Source organism: Bacillus sp. es.034 (genome assembly GCF_002563655.1).
Taxonomy (GTDB): domain Bacteria; phylum Bacillota; class Bacilli; order Bacillales; family Bacillaceae_B; genus Rossellomorea.
The window spans coordinates 491,434-510,816 of the sequence record NZ_PDIY01000001.1 but is presented as its reverse complement, the minus strand read 5'-3'; the positions used below and the strand labels follow the sequence as shown (position 1 = coordinate 510,816).

At 46.0% G+C, this 19,383-nt stretch carries 18 protein-coding genes; 16 read left to right on the top strand and 2 right to left on the bottom strand.

Translation table 11 applies throughout. The annotated features are described in order from the left end of the window. Positions 1-12 precede the first annotated feature (12 nt). The 7 genes from argJ to ATG71_RS02540 all read left to right on the top strand — a co-directional run bounded on the left by argJ (position 13) and on the right by ATG71_RS02540 (position 8,922). A complete protein-coding gene (argJ, locus tag ATG71_RS02570) occupies positions 13-1,242 on the top strand; it encodes a bifunctional ornithine acetyltransferase/N-acetylglutamate synthase (RefSeq protein WP_098438379.1) in 1,230 nt (409 codons plus the stop codon). Beyond that, positions 1,205-2,014 (top strand): acetylglutamate kinase, encoded by an 810-nt coding sequence (gene argB / locus ATG71_RS02565; protein ID WP_286162895.1) that lies wholly within the window; start codon positions 1,205-1,207, stop codon positions 2,012-2,014. Before argJ ends, argB begins: the two co-directional genes overlap by 38 nt. Then, a complete protein-coding gene (locus tag ATG71_RS02560; protein WP_098438377.1) occupies positions 2,011-3,171 on the top strand; it encodes an acetylornithine transaminase in 1,161 nt (386 codons plus the stop codon). Before argB ends, ATG71_RS02560 begins: the two co-directional genes overlap by 4 nt. 75 nt (positions 3,172-3,246) lie before the next feature. Next, positions 3,247-4,311, top strand: a complete 1,065-nt coding sequence (locus ATG71_RS02555) for a carbamoyl phosphate synthase small subunit (protein WP_098438376.1) — start codon at positions 3,247-3,249, stop codon at positions 4,309-4,311. Further along, positions 4,304-7,372 (top strand): carbamoyl-phosphate synthase (glutamine-hydrolyzing) large subunit, encoded by a 3,069-nt coding sequence (locus ATG71_RS02550; protein WP_098438375.1) that lies wholly within the window; start codon positions 4,304-4,306, stop codon positions 7,370-7,372. The genes ATG71_RS02555 and ATG71_RS02550 overlap by 8 nt, the downstream gene beginning before the upstream one ends. Continuing rightward, positions 7,369-8,322: an ornithine carbamoyltransferase gene (argF, locus tag ATG71_RS02545; protein ID WP_098438374.1), complete on the top strand. Its 954-nt coding sequence runs from the start codon at positions 7,369-7,371 to the stop codon at positions 8,320-8,322. The genes ATG71_RS02550 and argF overlap by 4 nt, the downstream gene beginning before the upstream one ends. 150 nt (positions 8,323-8,472) lie before the next feature. Beyond that, entirely contained in the window at positions 8,473-8,922 is a 450-nt protein-coding gene (locus ATG71_RS02540) for a YueI family protein (RefSeq protein WP_098438373.1), read from the top strand. On the opposite strand, the gene ATG71_RS02535 is transcribed toward ATG71_RS02540, so the two are convergent. Next, on the bottom strand, positions 8,919-9,983 hold the full coding sequence (locus ATG71_RS02535) for an AbrB family transcriptional regulator (RefSeq protein WP_179886436.1): 1,065 nt from the start codon (positions 9,981-9,983) through the stop codon (positions 8,919-8,921). The genes ATG71_RS02540 and ATG71_RS02535 overlap by 4 nt on opposite strands. A gap of 682 nt (positions 9,984-10,665) precedes the next feature. On the opposite strand from ATG71_RS02535, the gene gatC reads away from it, so the two are divergent. From gatC to ATG71_RS02510, 4 genes are all read left to right on the top strand, one after another. Then, positions 10,666-10,956 carry an Asp-tRNA(Asn)/Glu-tRNA(Gln) amidotransferase subunit GatC gene (gatC, locus tag ATG71_RS02525; RefSeq protein WP_034760864.1) on the top strand — a complete coding sequence of 97 codons (291 nt, stop codon included), beginning with the start codon at positions 10,666-10,668 and terminating at the stop codon, positions 10,954-10,956. A 12-nt stretch (positions 10,957-10,968) separates the two neighbouring features. Then, positions 10,969-12,429 carry an Asp-tRNA(Asn)/Glu-tRNA(Gln) amidotransferase subunit GatA gene (gatA, locus tag ATG71_RS02520; RefSeq protein WP_098438370.1) on the top strand — a complete coding sequence of 487 codons (1,461 nt, stop codon included), beginning with the start codon at positions 10,969-10,971 and terminating at the stop codon, positions 12,427-12,429. Between the two features lie 12 nt (positions 12,430-12,441). Beyond that, on the top strand, positions 12,442-13,872 hold the full coding sequence (gatB, locus tag ATG71_RS02515; protein WP_098438369.1) for an Asp-tRNA(Asn)/Glu-tRNA(Gln) amidotransferase subunit GatB: 1,431 nt from the start codon (positions 12,442-12,444) through the stop codon (positions 13,870-13,872). A 325-nt stretch (positions 13,873-14,197) separates the two neighbouring features. Beyond that, positions 14,198-15,826, top strand: a complete 1,629-nt coding sequence (locus ATG71_RS02510; protein ID WP_098441703.1) for a M4 family metallopeptidase — start codon at positions 14,198-14,200, stop codon at positions 15,824-15,826. A gap of 76 nt (positions 15,827-15,902) precedes the next feature. On the opposite strand, the gene ATG71_RS23255 is transcribed toward ATG71_RS02510, so the two are convergent. Further along, on the bottom strand, positions 15,903-16,058 hold the full coding sequence (locus ATG71_RS23255) for a hypothetical protein (protein WP_156030059.1): 156 nt from the start codon (positions 16,056-16,058) through the stop codon (positions 15,903-15,905). Positions 16,059-16,159: 101 nt separating this feature from the next. On the opposite strand from ATG71_RS23255, the gene ATG71_RS02505 reads away from it, so the two are divergent. From ATG71_RS02505 to ATG71_RS02490, 5 genes are all read left to right on the top strand, one after another. Next, on the top strand, positions 16,160-16,588 hold the full coding sequence (locus ATG71_RS02505) for a DUF4257 domain-containing protein (protein WP_098438368.1): 429 nt from the start codon (positions 16,160-16,162) through the stop codon (positions 16,586-16,588). Further along, complete coding sequence (locus ATG71_RS23250; protein ID WP_179886435.1) at positions 16,554-16,718, top strand: hypothetical protein; 165 nt, start codon at positions 16,554-16,556, stop codon at positions 16,716-16,718. Before ATG71_RS02505 ends, ATG71_RS23250 begins: the two co-directional genes overlap by 35 nt. A 416-nt stretch (positions 16,719-17,134) precedes the next feature. Further along, entirely contained in the window at positions 17,135-17,701 is a 567-nt protein-coding gene (locus ATG71_RS02500) for a thioredoxin family protein (RefSeq protein WP_098438367.1), read from the top strand. 182 nt (positions 17,702-17,883) lie between these two features. Further along, on the top strand, positions 17,884-18,264 hold the full coding sequence (locus tag ATG71_RS02495) for a helix-turn-helix domain-containing protein (protein ID WP_060671577.1): 381 nt from the start codon (positions 17,884-17,886) through the stop codon (positions 18,262-18,264). Positions 18,265-18,606: 342 nt separating this feature from the next. Next, positions 18,607-19,383, top strand: a complete 777-nt coding sequence (locus ATG71_RS02490) for a class I SAM-dependent methyltransferase (protein ID WP_098438366.1) — start codon at positions 18,607-18,609, stop codon at positions 19,381-19,383.

Sequence of the window (19,383 nt, the reverse complement as noted above, 5' to 3'; positions counted from 1 at the left end):
GGGGGAGAATCAATGAAACTGGTAAAAGAAGAAACAGTGAAACCGATCAAGGGAGGAACGATTCTGTCACCTCTTGGATATAAGGCTGGCGGTATGCATACCGGCCTGAGATACGCCAAAAAAGATTTTGGTGTCATTTACAGCGAGAAACCTGCACAATGTGGGGCGGTTTATACGCAAAGCCATTTTCAAGCGGCTCCCCTCAAAGTCACACAGGAAAGCATCTCCCAATCTCATACACTACAAGCAATTGTCGTAAATAGTGCCATTGCAAATGCGTGTACAGGTGAACAAGGGGTGAGGGATGCGTATCAAACGAGGGAATGGGCGGCCGAACGGTTCGAGATTCCCGAAGAGTACGTCGCTGTTGCATCCACAGGTGTCATCGGAGAATGGCTGCCTATGGATAAGATGAAAAAGGGCTGCAGTAAAATCCAGGTCGATGCGGACCCGGAAAGTGCACAGTCTTTCCAACAGGCCATCCTCACCACGGATACCATCGAGAAGTCCTCGTGCTATCAGGTAATGATCGACGGGAAAACCGTCACCATCGGAGGCTGTGCGAAAGGCTCGGGGATGATCCACCCCAATATGGCGACGATGCTCGGCTTTATTACAACCGACGCCACCATATCATCGGACGTACTGCAGACTGCGCTTAAAACCGCCATCGATCAATCCTTTAATCAAATCACCGTGGACGGGGAAACATCCACCAACGATATGGTCATCAGTCTGGCAAATGGCATGGTGGAACATGAAGCCCTTCATGAGAATCATCCTGACTGGACTCGCTTTCAAAAAGGATTGACGCTTTTATGTGAGGATCTGGCGAAACAAATCGCAAGGGATGGGGAAGGCGCAACGAAACTGGTGGAAGTGAATGTGACGGGAGCCCGCTCCAAGCAGGAGGCCAATGTTTTGGCAAAAAAAATCGTCGGTTCCAATCTGGTGAAGACGGCCCTCTTCGGTGGGGATCCGAACTGGGGAAGGATCGTCGGGGCGATGGGGCACAGTGGGGTCGACATTAGCCCCCATCAATGTGAGATCCACATCGGGGACACCCTCGTTTTTTCAAATGGGACTCCTCAACCGTTCAACGAACAGGAAGTCAGCGGGTACATGCAAGCTGAACTTGTGAGCATCTCTGTATCACTGCAGAGTGGAAAAGAATTCGGAAAAGCCTGGGGGTGCGATCTTACGTATGATTACGTCAAAATCAATGCAAGTTACCGAACATAAGCCTGTGATTGTAGTGAAACTCGGTGGGAGTATCATTTCCAAGCTGTCGCCCCTTTTCTATAAAAGCATAAAAGATCTTCAGAATCACTACCATGTGATTCTCGTTCACGGCGGGGGGCCTGAGATTACGGCAACACTTAAGGAGCTAGGAATACAGTCCACGTTCATCAACGGCCAGCGAAAGACCACGAAGGATGTTTTCAATATTGCCGAACAAATGCTGAAGGGGAAGGTGAACAGCGCATTGGTCCACCGACTCAATCGGGATGGGGTAAAAGCTGTCGGGTTATGCGGGTACGATGCTCAATTGCTCGAGGCGAGTTTCATAGATCAAGAGTCTCTTGGGTTTGTAGGGAAAATTGAAGAGGTCAATCTCACGCTGCTGCACAATCTACTATCATTAAATTACTTGCCGGTGATTGCCCCTCTTGCAACCACAGGTGAAGGAGAAAGGGTGAATGTGAATGCCGACCTTGCTGCAGCGGCCGTCGCCCAAGCACTGAAGGCTGAGAAACTGGTATTTGTCACCGATGTACCCGGGATCTTGAAAGACGGTGAACTTGTTTCACGTGTAACAATCGAAGTCATTCAACATTATATAGAAACCGGTGTGATCTACGGTGGAATGATCCCTAAGGTGCAGGCGGCTCTATCAGTTCTAAACAAACATATTAATGAAGTGATGATTGTCGGATGCCGGGATTCCATCATCCAGGATGGGGAAATGATCGGCACCCGGATTACAGAAGGAAAAGGGGTTCAAGCGATATGAGTCATGTATTCCCAACGTATAATCGGTTAGACATTGAATTGGTCTCGGGAAAAGGTACGGAGGTCCAGGATCATAATGGTACATCCTATTTGGATTTCATTTCAGGAATCGCCGTTTGTAACTTAGGGCATTCCCCTTCTGTTGTAAAAAAAGCCGTGGAGAGGCAATTGGATACACTTTGGCACGTATCGAATCTGTTTACGATTACTAAACAGGAAGAGGCTGCCACAGTCCTCGCTTCAGCAAGTGGCCTTGATGCCGTCTTCTTCTGCAATAGCGGAGCGGAAGCAAATGAAGCGGCGATAAAGCTTGCGAAGAAACATACAGGCAAAACGAAAATCCTCACCTTTAAGCAATCCTTTCACGGCCGCACATTCGCAACGATGAGTGCCACAGGACAGGAAAAAATCCATAGCGGATTCGGTCCCTTGCTTCCGACCTTTGAATACCTTCCATATAACGATGAGGAGACCCTTTCAGAAGTGGAGGGTGAGGATGTCGCGGGCATCATGCTTGAAGTGATTCAGGGGGAAGGGGGAGTCAACCCGGGGACCCATTCCTTTTTGCAGGCAGTTGAAGCGAAGTGTCGTGAACTAGATGCACTGCTCATCATTGATGAAGTCCAGACAGGAGTGGGACGGACGGGACGGCCATTTGCCTACCAGCACTATTTCCTGGATCCGGATATCGTCACGGCTGCCAAAGGACTCGGTAGCGGTTTCCCGGTGGGGGCCATGATGGGCAAGAAAGAACTCATCCCATCCTTTTCACAAGGCACACACGGATCGACATTCGGAGGGAATCCGTTAGCGATGTCGGCAGCGAAGGCAACCATGGAAACCATTTTCGAAGATGGATTCCTGAAAGATGTTCAACGTAAATCGGAGTATTTTATGGGACAACTGACCCTTCAGCTCCAGGAATATCACATTGTCCAAGAAGTAAAGGGGATCGGTTTTATGATCGGTATCTCCTTCGATAAGGAAGTGAGTGATATCATTGCCGAGCTCCGGCATAATGGATTATTGACCCTTCCGGCAGGAGCTCATGTAATCCGGTTATTACCACCATTGACCGTCACCCGAGCTGAACTCGATCAGGCCCTTCACATTTTGGTCCGTACAATCAAGCAACATCAATCAGCGGAAGTCTGCTAAATTTTTTAATGGTAAATGTATAAAAATACAAAAATACTTAAATATAATTATTTATTCATAAAAGGAGGTCAACACATGAAAGGGTACCTATGTTTGCAAAACGGGAGCACCTTTACAGGGAAAGTCATGATGGATGAAGAGGATCCCGTTCAGGGTGAGATTGTGTTCTTTACAGGAATGACAGGGTATCAGGAAGTGCTGACAGACCCTTCCTATAAGGATCAGATCGTCGTTTTCACCTACCCCCTCATCGGCCAGTACGGTGTGAACGAGAATGATTTCGAAAGCGGGGAGCCTCAGGTGAAAGGGGTCGTCATGCTTGGTTCAGCCCAATCATTCTCCCATTATCAAGCTGCTTCGTCCCTTAAGGACTATCTTCTGAAATGGAAGATTCCTTTTATGACAGGGGTGGATACGAGACAGGTTGTGAAAGAGATCCGTCATGAGGGAAGTCAAAATGCATGCATTTCATATACAGAAGCTCTGCCTGAGGAAGAAACACTCACCGGTCAAATCGAAAAAGTCGCTGCTTCAGAAATCTTTCAAATGGGAAGCGGAAGCAAGCATATCGCCGTCATCGATTTCGGTGTGAAGAAATCGATCGTATCAAGCTTATTGAAAATGGATTGTCTTGTGACGGTCATCCCCTATCACCAACTGGCGCATTTGGACCAGCTGGATGTCGATGGACTGGTATTATCCAACGGCCCTGGAGACCCGAAGGAAATGATGAGGTTCTTACCACAGCTGAAAGAGAAAATCCTGCAAATGCCGACGCTTGGAATCTGCCTGGGTCATCAATTGATCGCCCTTGCACTGGGAGGGGAAACGGAACGATTGTTATTCGGGCACAGAGGGGCGAATCACCCGGTCATGGACAACAATACGGGTGAGGTGTTCATCACATCGCAAAACCATAATTATGTTGTGAAGAAAGATAGTTTATTCGGGACAGGGCTTGAACCGCGATTTATGAACGTCAATGATGGTTCCCTTGAAGGGCTTCAGCATCATAGTAAGCCGATCCTTTCCGTTCAATTCCATCCCGAAGCACGTCCTGGACCTGAAGACGCTTCGTGGATATTCCAGCAATTCTATCAATCAATTAAACAACCGGGGAGAGAGAAAGTGTATGCCTAAAGATTCCAGTATTCAAAAAATCCTGATCATCGGATCGGGACCCATCATCATCGGGCAGGCGGCTGAATTCGATTATTCCGGTACGCAAGGGTGTCTTGCCCTGAAAGAAGAGGGCTATGAAGTGGTCCTTGTGAATCACAATCCGGCCACGATCATGACGGATACGGCGTATGCCGACACAGTGTATTGTGAACCACTGACCGTAAAGACCCTGACTGAAATCATTGAAAAAGAACGCCCACATGGGGTGGTAGCAAGTCTCGGTGGGCAGACCGCCTTGAATCTGGCCGTCGGGCTTCATGAGAAAGGGGTGCTTGAGAAGTACGGTGTGAAACTGCTGGGCACATCCGTTGATTCGATTCAAAAAGGGGAGGACAGAGAAAAGTTCCGTTCATTAATGGAGGAACTGGGTCACCCGACGGCGGAAAGCAGCATCGTCCATGACCTGGAAGAGGCCCTGGTTTTTTCTGAAGAGATTGCCCTTCCAATCATCGTCCGCCCTGCTTATACGTTAGGCGGAAGAGGCGGCGGGATCGCTTCTTGTATGGAGGAATACAAAAAACTCGTTCTTTCCGGTTTGAAAGCGAGTCCGATCCATCAAATACTTGTGGAAAAAAGCATCGCCGGTTTCAAGGAAATCGAGTATGAAGTGATGAGAGATTCGAAAGGAAATTGTATATCAGTCTGCAATATGGAAAACTTCGATCCGGTAGGGGTCCATACGGGTGATTCCATCGTCGTGGCCCCGTCCCAGACGTTGACAGACCGGGAGTTTCATATGCTCCGTACGGCCGCCTTTGAGATCGTGAGCGCATTAGAAGTAGTGGGAGGATGCAATATACAATTTGCTTTAGACCCTAACAGCAATCAATACTATGTCATTGAAGTGAATCCCCGGGTGAGCAGGTCATCGGCTCTGGCATCCAAGGCAACGGGCTATCCCATCGCCAAAGTCGCGGTGAAGATTGCCGTCGGCTACACATTGGATGAAATCATCAATCCCCTGACCAGGACCACCTATGCAAGCTTTGAACCTGCCCTTGATTACGTGGTGGTAAAATTCCCGAGATGGCCGTTCGATAAATTTCCTGAAGCGAACAGGGTCCTCGGCACGAAGATGAAAGCAACGGGAGAAGTGATGGCGATCGAGCGCTCATTAGAGGCGGCGTTTCAAAAGGCACTTCAATCGTTGGACCTTTCCCTGGAGAACCTGTATAGGGGAATGTCAGATCTGACATTGGAAGAATTGGAGAAGAAGGTTGTTACGCCGACGGATTCACGATTCTTTGAACTGATGGAGTTGTTAAGAGGAGGACGATCAATCGATTCCCTTCACGAAATGACGGGGATCGATAAGCTGTTCCTGTCGGTGATGAGCAATCTTGTTTATATGGAACATAAGCTCAGTACCTCTTCATTTAGTGTAAAGCTATTGAAAGAAGCGAAGGAGTTCAGGTTTGAGGACAAAGCCATTGCCGGACTAACGGGAATGACTGAAGCGTCGATCACCGATTTAAGATTGAAAGAAGGAATCGTCCCGGTATTCAAAATGGTCGATACGTGCGCCGGGGAATTTGAAGCCATCACGAACTACGCCTATTCAACTTATCATGGTGTAAATGAAATTCTGCCTTTACCCGGAGAGAAGAAAGTCCTGATCATCGGGGCGGGACCGATCCGGATCGGTCAGGGAGTCGAATTCGACTACAGCGCGGTCAAGGCGATCCAGCGCTTGAAAGACCACGGGTACACCACGATCATGGTGAACAATAATCCTGAGACCGTGAGTACTGATTATGAAACAGCGGACAGATTATACTTTGAACCGATTACGAAAGAAGCGGTCCTTTCCATCATCAAGCATGAGAAGGTCGATACCGTACTGATTCAATTTGGCGGACAAACGGCGTTGAACCTTGCCGGTATGTTAGAAGGGGAGGGAATCACACTGCTCGGAACGTCTTCGGATATCATTGATACGGTTGAAGATCGGGAGCGTTTTTATCAACTGCTTGATGGGTGTGGGATCCCCCGTGTGAAAGGGGACATCTGCCACAGTAAAGAAGAAGCGATGCATGTTGCCGGAAATCTGGCCTTCCCACTTCTATGCCGCCCTTCCTATGTCATCGGCGGCAAAGGGATGGTAAAAGTGAAGAGTCTTGAAGAAATGCAGCGCTTCATTCAAACCGCAGATGAAGAATATTTTCCTATATTAGTAGATGAATTCAAAGAAGGCCGGGAAGTGGAGATCGATCTTGTAGGGGACGGGAAGGACGCCTATGTTCCCGGAGTGATGGAGCATATTGAAAGGGCGGGTGTCCACTCGGGGGACAGCATGTCCATCTTCCCGTCAGAATCCCTCTCGGGGGAAATCAAGGAGACGATTGAAGAGTATGCCCGTAAAATCGTATCCGCGCTTCAGTATAAAGGGATCATGAATATTCAATTCCTGCTGCAGGGTGGGGAGGTATATGTATTAGAAGTCAACCCCCGGGCAAGCCGCACCGTACCGATCGTCAGTAAGGTCCTTGGCTTTCCGTTGATCGATATGGCCACAGATCTACTATGCGGTGAGCGTTTGACCATCGATGCTTTTGACCCTCCTTCTGTGATAAAAGGAGTCGGGGTGAAGTATCCCGTGTTCTCATCCCATGCCCTGCCGGAGATCGATCAGGTCCTCGGAGCGAATATGAAGTCGACGGGAGAGGGACTTTGTCTCGGTGAAACCGTTGAAGAAGCTCTATACAAAGTATTTGAAGAGCTGCATGGGGGAGTGGAAGCAGGGGGAACCATGTACGTCGATTGTGAGCAGGCTAAGCAATATCAAACGGCTCAAGAACCATCATTCAGTGAATGGATCAAAACCGATCATGCATGTGTCTACTTCAATAATGAGGAAACGGACACGATGAAGAAGAGAAGAATCGCTGCTTTGGAAGCAGGTGTCACCGTTATAACCGAAATAGAAACCTTGCAAGCCTTTATGCGAAGCAAAAACGCACACGTTCAAACGAAGCCTTTAGTTCATTCAAAATCCATACAGGGAGTGAGCCGAGTATGAATCATTCAACCATTGCACCGTCGCAGGAGAAAATATCGTTAACAGGAAGAGATCTGGTCACGTGGCTCGATTACACGGCGGAAGAGGTCCATGAACTCTTATCGTTGGCTCAGTACTTAAAGGGAAATCCTTATTCAAAGAGCCTCGAAGGAAAGACTCTTGGAATGATTTTTGAAAAGTCCTCCACGAGAACACGGGTGTCATTTGAAGCGGGAATGCTCCAATTGGGAGGTCACGCCATCTATTTGAATTCCCGCGATATCCAGCTTGGGAGAGGGGAGTCGATTGCGGATACGGCACGCGTCCTGTCGTCTTATGTGGACGGGATCATGATCCGCACATTCGAGACGGAGAAGGTGACACAGTTGGCAGAGTTCGCAAGTGTCCCCGTCATCAACGGACTTTGCGATACGTATCATCCATGCCAGGCGTTGGCTGATGTCCTGACGATCCTGGAATCCAAGGGGACGTTGAATGGGGTGAAGGTCGTCTATATCGGGGATGGCAATAACGTGGCCCACTCCTTCATGATCCTCTGTGCCATGCTTGGGATGGAGGTCGTCGTTTCCTGTCCTGAAGGGTATGAACCGAAGGAAGAGATCATAGGGAAAACGGTGGATCTGGCCTTGAATAGCGGAGGGTGCTTTACGCTCACGCATGACCCGATTGAAGCGGTAAAGGGTGCTGATGTCGTCTACACAGACGTGTGGGCCAGTATGGGGCAGGAAGAGGAAGCGTTCAAGCGCCTCCAGGATTTTAAAGGATATCAAGTGAACGAAGAGCTGTTGAGTCATGCTTCCCCCGATGTGATATTCCTCCACTGTCTCCCGGCACACCGGGAAGAAGAAGTCACTGCAGCCGTCATCGACGGTCCATGTTCCGCCGTATTTCAACAGGCGGAGAATCGATTGCATGTCCAGAAGGCGATTTTACAATCTTTATTTATATAAATGGCAAAGGGTCCGCTCACATTTCAGAGTGGACCCTTTTAGTTGCCTGAAAGCATTCCCATAAGAGAAAATGGGACAGAACCAAATGAACACATGTAAACATATAGTGTAGGAGAAACTGTAATAAGACGTTTTGGAGGTGCAGTGTTTTTGAGTAAGCCAACCATAGATGATTATTTGGAAAATGGAATATATGGGCAAAAGCAAACCAAGCCTGATGAAAGAAGGAAGTTTCTGGGGACCCTGAGAGAGCGGATCGTCATTGCCCTTACCCAAAGTCAGGTGAGGGAAAAGGAGATATACAAGGAAGTTCAGAATCATTTGAAAAAGCATCCTGATGCCAAACTTTTATTGAATGGTAACATGAGCTACACCTTTTTATCTAAATACATCAAGCTTGCCGATACGTATCATGTGTCGTTCTCCATGGTCACCAATAAGGAAATCGAAACGGATATCGGACTCGTACTCGCCTATGATCATGCCATTGATCAGGAAGAGATTTATGTGCAGAAAAAAAGTGAGAAAGTGATGGAAGCAAAATCGAAGCCAAAGCAAAAGAAAAGCCTATTTTCATCCATTAAAAATAAGCTTTTCTAATCGTGATGGCCTTTTTGAAAAATCGAGAGTTTAAAAAGCCCTTTTAACATCGCTGGGATGATGAACAGAATAAATAAAATCCGGAATAAATGGTATCCGGTAATGATGGAAAGATCTGCGTTGACGGCTTGTCCGACCAGCGCCATCTCTGCCATACCCCCGGGAGCCATGCTAATGAACGCCGTCAAAAAAGACACATCATGCCAGCGGCTTAATAAAAAGCTTAGTCCCACACAACCTAAAAGCAGGCACAGGGAAGTAAATAACGACCATAAGATAAACTTGCCCATCGATTTGGATGACGAGAAATTCATCATGAAACTAAAATAAATACCCAGTGATAATTGAGCCAGGATAATGAACAATCCGGGCATATGCGGGACCGGCCATTCAGCCACCATGAAACCGCCAATCACCAGGATCGGGCCAAGTAAGGTCGGGGTGGGCAGGTGGATTCTTCTAGACAGGAAGCCTGCTGCAATGGCAATCATGAAAAAAAGGACAAACCCCCAGTGAAAAGAAGGAATCTCAAACGGACGGGCGGCAGGACCTGAACCCGTTCCTCCTCCAGCTAAAAGGGGACTGAACACGAGGAACGGTACTACGAAAATGACAGACAGCAGCCGGATGACCTGAAGGATCGTCACGACGGTTAAATCAATATTCTTCATTTCCTCCCCGAGAGCCACCATTTGTGAAAGCCCACCAGGTATACTGCCGGTAATCGTCGAAGACAAACCGATTCCCGTCATTTTGGACGTGATGTAAGCAAGGACCATACTAAAGGCAATGATCGCAACCGTCATCGTCAGCATGGAAGGAAGCTGAGTGAAGATTTCAATCATCGTTTTCTGACTGAACGATTGCCCGATGGCATAGCCGACGATGATCAATCCAAGATCCCGGAGATAAGACGGCCAGGCCAGCTCAAACTTTGTCCATTTGTTAATGAGAAAGACAGAAACCATGGAACCGAGAAGCCAGGACAGGGGAAGATGCAGGAGCGTGAACAGCCCGCCGCCTATAACCCCTGCTAGGAAGGCTAGTAGAATTGGATGCATTGTGAAAACCCTCTCCATTTATGTACTCTATTTAAAGGTAATCAAATGGAGGAAAGGAAGCAAATGGAATGCTTTAGTTAGAAGTAAGGTATCGCTCGGGGTCGAGTCTGCTTCCTTCGGCTACAATGGCGGTCATACTAAGTGTCCATAATATGGAAATTGGAGTAATTAAAAGAAAAACGACGCAATTATAAGGATAATGACGAAATAAATAGAAAAACGACGCAATTATTCGGAAAATGACGCGATCACCGGCCAAAATGACGCAATCCATTCCCATGCCCCCCTCTTATTGACAGTCTTTTCTTCCATAAAATTAGCATAAACCTCGCTCAGAAAACCTAAATCAGGCATGAATCCCCTCAAATCCGTATGATCCCCGCGATGGGAGATCTCAACCACAGAATCCACGCCAAATCGGCCATGAATCACCGGAAAGAACCACTCCCCAGCTAAAAAAGACAATCTTTCCCTATCATTTATACATGGGCATACAGTCTAAACCAGTCTTCCTCACAAAATCACACCCACCCCTCATTTCATGTTAGAATAGACGGAGGTATGGACAAGAATCAGCCATGCCCTAACAATGGTTCTCTCTTATCATAGTTGCTTTAATGAAGCGAATTTTGGTATTATCAATAGTATTGTGAGTGTTCGAACATATACGGAGGTGAAGAAGATGTCTAGAATTTCTGAAGAGCAGGTAAAGCATGTTGCACACCTTGCACGACTAGCCATCACAGAGGATGAAGCGAAGAAGTTTACGACTCAGCTGGATGCGATTATCGGGTTTGCCGAGCAGCTGAATGAATTGGATACTTCAAATGTGGAAGCAACGAGTCATGTACTGGATATGAAGAACGTGATGCGTGAAGATAAGCCTGTTGAAGGACTGCCGCGTGAAGAGGTATTGAAGAATGCACCAGACAAACAAGATGGACAAGTTCGCGTTCCATCGATCTTGGACTAAGGAGGGGACCTCATGTCATTATTTGACCATAAATTATCAGAGCTTCATGAGCTTTTACATAAGAAAGAAGTTTCTGTCACAGACCTGGTAGACGAGTCGTACAAACGAATCGATGCCGTGGAAGATAAAGTGAAGGCATTTTTAACATTGGATGAAGAGAATGCCCGCAGCAAAGCGAAGGAAATGGATTCCAAGCTTGGTACGGATGAAAGTAAAGGCCTTCTTTTCGGAATGCCGATCGGGATCAAAGATAATATCGTTACAAAGGGTCTTCGCACAACCTGTGCAAGTAAAATCCTTGAAAACTTCAATCCGATTTATGATGCGACCGTCATCAATAAATTACATAGTGCCGATACGATTACGATCGGTAAATTGAATATGGATGAGTTTGCGATGGGTTCGTCTACTGAGAACTCCGGTTTCCAAAAGACAAGCAACCCATGGAATCTTGAAACGGTCCCAGGTGGATCTTCAGGTGGATCGGCAGCTTCTGTTGCAGCTGGGGAAGTTCCTTTTTCACTTGGTTCAGATACAGGTGGATCGATTCGCCAGCCGGCAGCATTCACGGGTACGGTCGGATTAAAACCGACTTACGGACGTGTATCCCGTTTCGGTCTAGTAGCGTTTGCTTCATCTCTAGACCAAATCGGACCAATCACTCGTAACGTTGAGGATAACGCGTACTTGCTGCAAGCCATCGCAGGACTCGATCCGAATGACTCGACTTCAGCTAATGTGGAGGTTCCGAATTATGCAGAAGCTCTTACTGGTGATGTGAAAGGCTTGAAAATCGCTGTGCCGAAAGAATATTTAGGTGAAGGTGTCGGGGAAGAAGCCCGTCAATCTGTTCTTGCTTCACTGAAAGTGTTGGAAGGCATGGGCGCGACGTGGGAAGAGGTTTCCCTTCCTCATTCTAAATTCGGTGTGTCAACGTACTACTTATTAGCATCTTCTGAAGCATCTGCCAATCTTGCACGCTTCGATGGTGTTCGTTACGGCTACCGTACGCCGAACGCAGAGAACCTTCTTGATCTTTACAAGAAGACACGTGCAGAAGGCTTCGGGGACGAAGTGAAGCGTCGTATCATGCTTGGAACGTTTGCATTAAGCTCAGGTTACTACGATGCTTATTACAAAAAAGCACAGCAGGCCCGTACGCTGATCAAGAAAGACTTTGAAGATGTATTTGCGAAATACGATGTTATTATTGGACCGACAACACCGACTCCTGCTTTCAAAATCGGTGAAAAGATCGATGATCCATTAACGATGTATGCGAACGATATTTTAACGATTCCAGTAAACCTTGCAGGCGTGCCGGGAATCTCGGTTCCTTGTGGATTCTCTTCAACAGGACTGCCCCTTGGACTGCAAATCATCGGGAAGCATTTTGACGAAAGCACGATTTATCGCGTAGCTCATGCATTCGAGCAGGCTACAGATTTCCATACAAAAAGACCACAACTGTAAGGGGTGAAATCAATGAACTTTGAACCAGTAATCGGACTAGAAGTCCACGTAGAATTAAAAACGGACAGTAAGATGTTTTCTCCTGCACCGAACCATTTCGGAGCGGAGCCGAATACAAATACGAACGTGATCGACCTTGGATACCCTGGTGTTCTTCCGGTCGTTAACAAACGTGCCATTGAGTTCGGTATGAAAGCTGCGATCGCATTGAACTGTGAAATCGCCACGGATACAAAGTTTGACCGTAAAAACTATTTCTATCCTGATAATCCGAAAGCGTACCAGATTTCTCAATTTGATAAGCCAATCGGTGAGAATGGCTGGATCGAGATTGAAGTGAACGGTGAGAAGAAACGCATCGGGATCACTCGTCTTCATCTGGAAGAAGATGCAGGGAAACTGACTCACTCAGGTGACGGCTATTCCCTTGTCGACTATAACCGTCAAGGAACACCTCTGATCGAGATCGTATCCGAGCCGGATATCCGTACTCCTGAAGAAGCGTATGCGTACCTTGAGAAGCTGAAATCGATCATTCAATATACAGGGGTTTCAGACTGTAAGATGGAAGAAGGATCCCTTCGTTGTGACGCCAATATTTCCCTCCGCCCAATCGGTCAGGAGAAGTTCGGAACGAAAGCCGAGCTTAAAAACCTGAACTCTTTTAACTTTGTTAAAAAAGGATTGGAATACGAAATCGTCCGTCAGGAAAAGGTGCTATTATCAGGTGGGATGATCCAGCAGGAAACCCTCCGTTTCGATGAATCGACGGGTAAAACGATCCTTATGCGCGTGAAGGAAGGATCGGATGATTACCGTTACTTCCCTGAACCGGATTTACTGAACCTCCACATCGATCAAGAGTGGATGGACCGCATCCGTGCAGAGATCCCCGAGCTTCCGGATGAGCGTAAAAAGCGCTATGTAGAAGAGATGGGCTTACCTGCGTATGATGCCATGGTTTTGACATTGACGAAGGAAATGTCTGATTTCTTCCAAGATACCGTTGAAGCGGGTGCAGATGCGAAGCTTGCTTCCAACTGGCTGATGGGTGAGGTGTCAGCGTACCTGAATGCCCAGCAGAAGGAACTGGAAGATGTTAAGCTGACTCCTCAAGGACTCGCAGGCATGATCGAGTTGATTGAAAAAGGAACGATTTCTTCTAAGATCGCGAAGAAAGTGTTCAAGGAATTAGTGGAAAACGGTGGAGATCCTGAGCAGATCGTCAAAGACAAAGGCCTTGTTCAAATTTCTGATGAAGGTGCACTACTCAAGATCGTCACGGAAACGCTGGATGCGAATCCGCAATCCATCGAAGATTACAAGAACGGGAAAGACCGCGCCATCGGCTTCCTTGTCGGTCAAATCATGAAAGCGACAAAAGGCCAGGCCAACCCGCCGCTTGTAAACAAATTATTACTTCAAGAAATTCAAAAACGTTAATATTTTTCATGAAGCCCCCCGAAAACATTTGGTTTTCAGGGGGCTTTTCTATGGGGAAGAGGGAGAAGAGGGACGGACCTTGAAATAGTTCAAGGTCCGTCCCTCTTTTTGTTCAAATTTTCCTGATCTAAGTGATTTTTGCCCGTTATGCATAGGCCATTTAACCCGGGGTTGGAAAATGTGAATGTTAGGTCTTTTGGCTCGTTCGTCATGTTGGAGGCTTGTATTATAGTATATCTAATGTTTTAAATAGTTTGAAAATTCTTTCAAAGGGGTGTTGTAATTGAAGAAAAAAGTCGTTGCATTAGGATTAACAGCAGGATTAATGATGAGTCCGGTATTGACACAAGAAGCGTTTGGGGCTTCAAGTGTCAGTGAGAAAGTGAATTTCAATTCACAGATGGGGACTCCGCAATTTATTTCGGGTCAATTAACAAAGGCATCTTCAAAGGCTCCGGAAACTGTAGTATTTGATTATTTAACAGACAAACAAAAGACGTTCAAGTTTAAAGGTGATTCAAAATTATCATTCAAAGTAGTAGAAAAGCAGAAAGATGATTTAGGATTTACATACCTTCGCATCCAGCAGGTGTATAAGGGAACTCCGGTTTATGGATCTGTTCTGACTGCTCACGTAAATAAAGAAGGAGTTCTCACAGCGTTATCGGGAATACCTGCAGCGAACCTGGATGAGAAACAAAACCTGAAACAAACGAAGAAACTATCTAAAAAAGAAGCCGTTTCATCAGCTGAAAAGGATCTGGTTAAGGCAGTGGGCAGCCAGCCTGATTACGAATACGCCCCTAAATCCGAATCAGTGATTTATGTGAAAGATGGAGAAGCACATTATGCCTATCTCGTAAACTATAATTTTCTGGCACCAGAGCCTGGGAACTGGAATTATTTCGTGGATGCTGTCACAGGCGATATCCTTGCCAAGGTGAATGAAATTCATGAAGCAGGTAAAGGAGCCGGTAAGCCAGGCGGCGGTGGAGGTGCAACCGGAGGAACGGACACGGTCGGCTCCGGTAAAGGAGTGTTGGGTGATACCAAATCACTGAATACGTACCTTTCTTCATCTACTTATTACTTACAAGATCGCACGAGAGGGAATGGTATCTTCACTTATGATGGATCAAACCGTACCCGTCTTCCCGGCTCACTGTGGGCAGACAGCGATAATCTATTCAACGCAAGTTACGACGCAGCTGCAGTAGATGCACATTATTATGCAGGAACGACGTATGATTATTACAAGAATACTCATAACCGAAATAGCTATGACGGAAATGGAGCAGCCTTGAAATCGACTGTCCATTACGGTAGAAACTATAATAACGCATTTTGGAATGGTCAGCAGATGGTATACGGTGATGGAGATGGATCAACGTTTGTATCATTATCCGGAGGACTTGATGTCATTGCCCATGAGCTGACACATGCCGTGACGGATACGACAGCCGATCTCATCTATCAAAATGAATCAGGGGCCATCAATGAATCCATGTCCGATATTTTTGGAACATTGGTAGAGTATGACGCAAATAACAATCCGGATTGGGAGATCGGAGAAGATATTTACACACCAAATAAGAGTGGGGATGCTCTTCGTTCCATGTCTGATCCGGCGAAATACGGTGATCCCGACCATTATTCAGTAAGATACACAGGAACGCAGGATAACGGCGGAGTTCATATCAACAGCGGAATCGGAAATAAGGCGGCTTACTTGTTAAGTCAAGGTGGTACACACTATGGGGTGAAGGTGACGGGAATCGGAACGGCCAAGACCGGTAAGATCTATTATCGTGCCCTGACTCAATACTTGACACCATCATCAAACTACAGCCAGCTGCGTTCGGCGGCGGTTCAGTCAGCAACGGATTTATATGGTGCAGGAAGTGCTGAAGTGGCAAGTGTGAATGCTGCGTATAGTGCGGTAGGCGTCAACTAAACAGGTAGCGAGGAGAGAAGGGCTGTCATGGCTCTTCTTTTTTTGTATTTTTACAAGGAAGTACAGTGAGGAATCATCACATTTGCTTCCTTTTCGCCTTCTCCAGAATCTGTTTGGCTAATCGGTAATACGTATCGGCTTCTACTTTCGATTCAGCCCTTTTTAGCTGCATCATATAGTTTTGAAATCGAAGTTTGTCGATTGACGAGACTTTCATCACAATTTTTCGCATAATGGCGCTCCTTTAGTGGACAAAATTGCGTCCAATTATCTATTCTGAATTTTCTGTAAATAATATATAATAATAGTAAATGATTCCAGAGGGTGGATAGAATGTCCTTATTCGAAGTGATCTTGTTGCCAATGTTGATGGGTGGTATTGGGGGCTTAGGACATATTCTGGTTTTCAAAAACGGTCATTTCACTTTTCCGCGAAAATTTATTGATGACCAGGGTGAGAAACATTATCTTTTTGGCTCAACGAAGGATATTATCATAGGCGTTCTGGCAGGGTATCTGTCCGTGTTACCGGTGGTTGATACAGTCCCGATCTGGTATGTGATCTATATCAGTTTATTATCAGGAATCGGGGGAAGTTCCGTCATCACACGAAAAATCGAACAAAATTTAGCAGCGACCAAAGCATCCTATATTCAAGAGCTATCTCATTATCAGCTCGAACCGACCTCTAAGGGAGGATCTCCAAATCATAATGAGGTGAAACCTGTTGGCGAAGTGGAAGAAAAAAAGAATCAAGGTTGAACTGCCACCAGAAGATTATGAAAAAGCGAGCCACTATTTAAAGAGGCTGAAGGAGGCAGATAGCCTAGTCGAGCTGGACTACTACTACAATAAAGTGACAAAAATAATTGAGAAATCACAGGATGTATAAGATGGTTCAATGGAAAGCGTCGTCCTATATCCATTTAATGTAACCAAAAAATGAGAGGATGAAACTGACAATTGAGTCAGCTTTTTTTTCTGTCAGGGAAAGAGGCGAGAAAGAGATGCCTCTTTCCATACCTACCTATTTCCCCTCCCTCTGGAATATAGGTTTAGGAGTAGCGTAACGCAGCTATTCCTTTTTTCATGGAAGAGTTTCGTCAGGGGCAGTTCATTCGAACCTGTTCACGAAGTTGCTTTTCTTATATTATATTCCTACAGGCATAATCGTACAATTGAAATTTTGATTGAATTCTATATGATTTTCACTTGTAGATTACGAGAAACATGCCTATGCTAGAGAGAGAATTTCCAAGAAAAGAACACAGTGATTCACAGGTGTGAACCACTGGAGGAGGAAAAAGAATGAACTTGGAACAATGGTTTGATAAAGGAATGACACCGGAAGAATACATAGAAAATATGAGTGTTCATAAAGAAAATACAGAAGCCGTCCGAAAGGGCTTTAAGATTCCGAGAGAAGACGTAGAGGTGTTGAATCAACTGGGAGAGCAATCTTTACGGGTGATTGCCATTACGGAGGATTGGTGCGGTGACGCCATGCTGAACATCCCGATCCTTCTTACTGTTGCGGAGGCGGCCAATCTGGACGTTCGCATGATTATGAGGGACGAAAATCTTGAACTGATGGATCAATATCTGACCAATGGAACGTCGAGGGCCATTCCGATCTTCATTTTTATTGATAAGGAAGGAAAGGAGAAGCTGGTGTGGGGGCCGAGAGCTCCCATGGTGAAAAAAATTGTCGATGATGAGCGGGCGAAGCTTCCCCCGAGGGATCATGAACTGTTCCCGGAAAAGCAGAAAGAGATGATCCAGCGCTTGACCTCTCAATACATCAAGGATAGAGGGGTCTGGCAGGAAGTCTACGAAAGCTTGAAGACGAGCCTCGTTCAAAATGTATTGATGTAACACGATTAAGATGGGGGAGACTCCCGGGATACGTCCCGGGAGTCTTCTTTCATTTGGTTTATGATGCTTCGTAGATGCTCGAAATGAAATGGTCATAAGTACCCGTTGGGATGGTATTTATTGCCGGTTCACGAATGGGGGTATTCACGTTAATATGATATAGGATGAGGAGTTGAAGCATCATGATTCACCAAAAGACAAATACAATTGTTATAGAAGCGCTAAATAAATTTCCCCATAAAATTCACATTAAATTGGGAGAAATCCTGCGCGAACGAGGATTGACTCAAGGCGATCTTCACCGCTTAACAGGATTAAGAGTGGCTACGATCAATGAGCTAGTGAATTTCAAGAAGAAATCCTTAACAGTGGCTCACCTTGTATCCATTATGATCGCCCTCAGAATTACAGACATTCGTGATCTAATTGAAATAGAATTCGACCAGGAAGTCCAAGACTACTTCAACGAAGAAAACAAGCGGATGAAAAACGGATTCACCCCGGACCTCACGAAAACCGCCGAACAAAACGTAAAGCGGATCGCAGCCGGAGCCAACAACTAAAGAACACCACCCAGCAAACGGTCATCTCTGATGACCGTTTTTTTTTAGGGACGGACCTCTATTCCTTTATGAAATTCCCCGCTGAAATGATAGAAATATAATTTACGATAAGGTTTACCGCGAGTAGAAATAGGATAATTTCTTAAAGTAACCGATCAATTAAAGGATTACAAATTATGACGATATAAAGGTAAGCGAGGTCCGTCCCTCGGCAGGAGTTTCCCCTTGGCATACAGAATGTAGTATGTAGGAGGCTCTTTGTGCAGGCGGCTGTGATGGAGTTGACATGAAATCGTAACGTTCAGCAGAGTGAAAATCAATTATGATAGGGGAAGAGAGTGAATGGAAGTGAATTTTGGTAATGTGACCTCCCGTTATGCTGCGTCTTGTGATGATATTCCGCATCAATTTTTTGATACGTTGAAGGTAAGGGGAATTGTGTGGGAAGGAAGGAAAGTGGCTGAAATTGGTTCAGGTACAGGAGCCTTGACAAGAAAGCTTCATAAGCGTGGAGCCGAAGTGATCGGAGTCGAACCTTCCATTGAACTGAGGAAAACGGCCAAGGCATTGGAAAGCAGGCAATACCTCGAGATCCCTTATCTGACCGGCACTGCAGAATCAACGAATCTGCCAGACCACTATTACGATATCACAATGAGTCATAGAAGCTGGCATTTATTCGATCGCCCGAAAGCGATACTTGAAATGAAGCGGATACTGAAGGAGAAAGGAACGTTCATTGTCAGCGATTCAAGCTTCCTTCCGAATCAGGAAGTCGTGAAGGATACGATGACGTTTTTACATGAATATATCGGTGAAACCCCGGAAGAGAAAGCTGATGCGGGCAATCAAGTGAATGGATTTCCCGTGGAATGGTTGTTAGAATGGCAGCAAGCAGACTTTACGATCAAAGATTTTTATACATTTTACTATATGGTCGATTTCACCATACAGTCCTGGTGCGAGCGCGTAGGATCCCTTTCCTTGCTCTCTCATTTAGAGGATACGGAGAAAGAAGGATTACTGCAATCATTACATACCTTCTTATCCAGACGTCACGATTCCCTCCAAGAGTTTACTCTTCAGCACCAGTTTACAGTCTGCCTGATGAAAAAGTAG

Excerpts from the sequence above, each read along its gene's own strand:
- argJ (WP_098438379.1), top strand. The coding sequence starts at position 13 with ATGAAACTGGTAAAAGAAGAAACAGTGAAACCGATCAAGGGAGGAACG.
- argB (WP_286162895.1), top strand. The coding sequence starts at position 1,205 with ATGATTACGTCAAAATCAATGCAAGTTACCGAACATAAGCCTGTGATT.
- ATG71_RS02560 (WP_098438377.1), top strand. The coding sequence starts at position 2,011 with ATGAGTCATGTATTCCCAACGTATAATCGGTTAGACATTGAATTGGTC.
- ATG71_RS02555 (WP_098438376.1), top strand. The coding sequence starts at position 3,247 with ATGAAAGGGTACCTATGTTTGCAAAACGGGAGCACCTTTACAGGGAAA.
- ATG71_RS02550 (WP_098438375.1), top strand. The coding sequence starts at position 4,304 with ATGCCTAAAGATTCCAGTATTCAAAAAATCCTGATCATCGGATCGGGA.
- argF (WP_098438374.1), top strand. The coding sequence starts at position 7,369 with ATGAATCATTCAACCATTGCACCGTCGCAGGAGAAAATATCGTTAACA.
- ATG71_RS02535 (WP_179886436.1), bottom strand. The coding sequence starts at position 9,983 with ATGCATCCAATTCTACTAGCCTTCCTAGCAGGGGTTATAGGCGGCGGG.
- gatC (WP_034760864.1), top strand. The coding sequence starts at position 10,666 with ATGTCTAGAATTTCTGAAGAGCAGGTAAAGCATGTTGCACACCTTGCA.
- gatA (WP_098438370.1), top strand. The coding sequence starts at position 10,969 with ATGTCATTATTTGACCATAAATTATCAGAGCTTCATGAGCTTTTACAT.
- gatB (WP_098438369.1), top strand. The coding sequence starts at position 12,442 with ATGAACTTTGAACCAGTAATCGGACTAGAAGTCCACGTAGAATTAAAA.
- ATG71_RS02510 (WP_098441703.1), top strand. The coding sequence starts at position 14,198 with ATGATGAGTCCGGTATTGACACAAGAAGCGTTTGGGGCTTCAAGTGTC.
- ATG71_RS23255 (WP_156030059.1), bottom strand. The coding sequence starts at position 16,058 with ATGCGAAAAATTGTGATGAAAGTCTCGTCAATCGACAAACTTCGATTT.
- ATG71_RS02505 (WP_098438368.1), top strand. The coding sequence starts at position 16,160 with ATGTCCTTATTCGAAGTGATCTTGTTGCCAATGTTGATGGGTGGTATT.
- ATG71_RS02500 (WP_098438367.1), top strand. The coding sequence starts at position 17,135 with ATGAACTTGGAACAATGGTTTGATAAAGGAATGACACCGGAAGAATAC.
- ATG71_RS02495 (WP_060671577.1), top strand. The coding sequence starts at position 17,884 with ATGATTCACCAAAAGACAAATACAATTGTTATAGAAGCGCTAAATAAA.
- ATG71_RS02490 (WP_098438366.1), top strand. The coding sequence starts at position 18,607 with ATGGAAGTGAATTTTGGTAATGTGACCTCCCGTTATGCTGCGTCTTGT.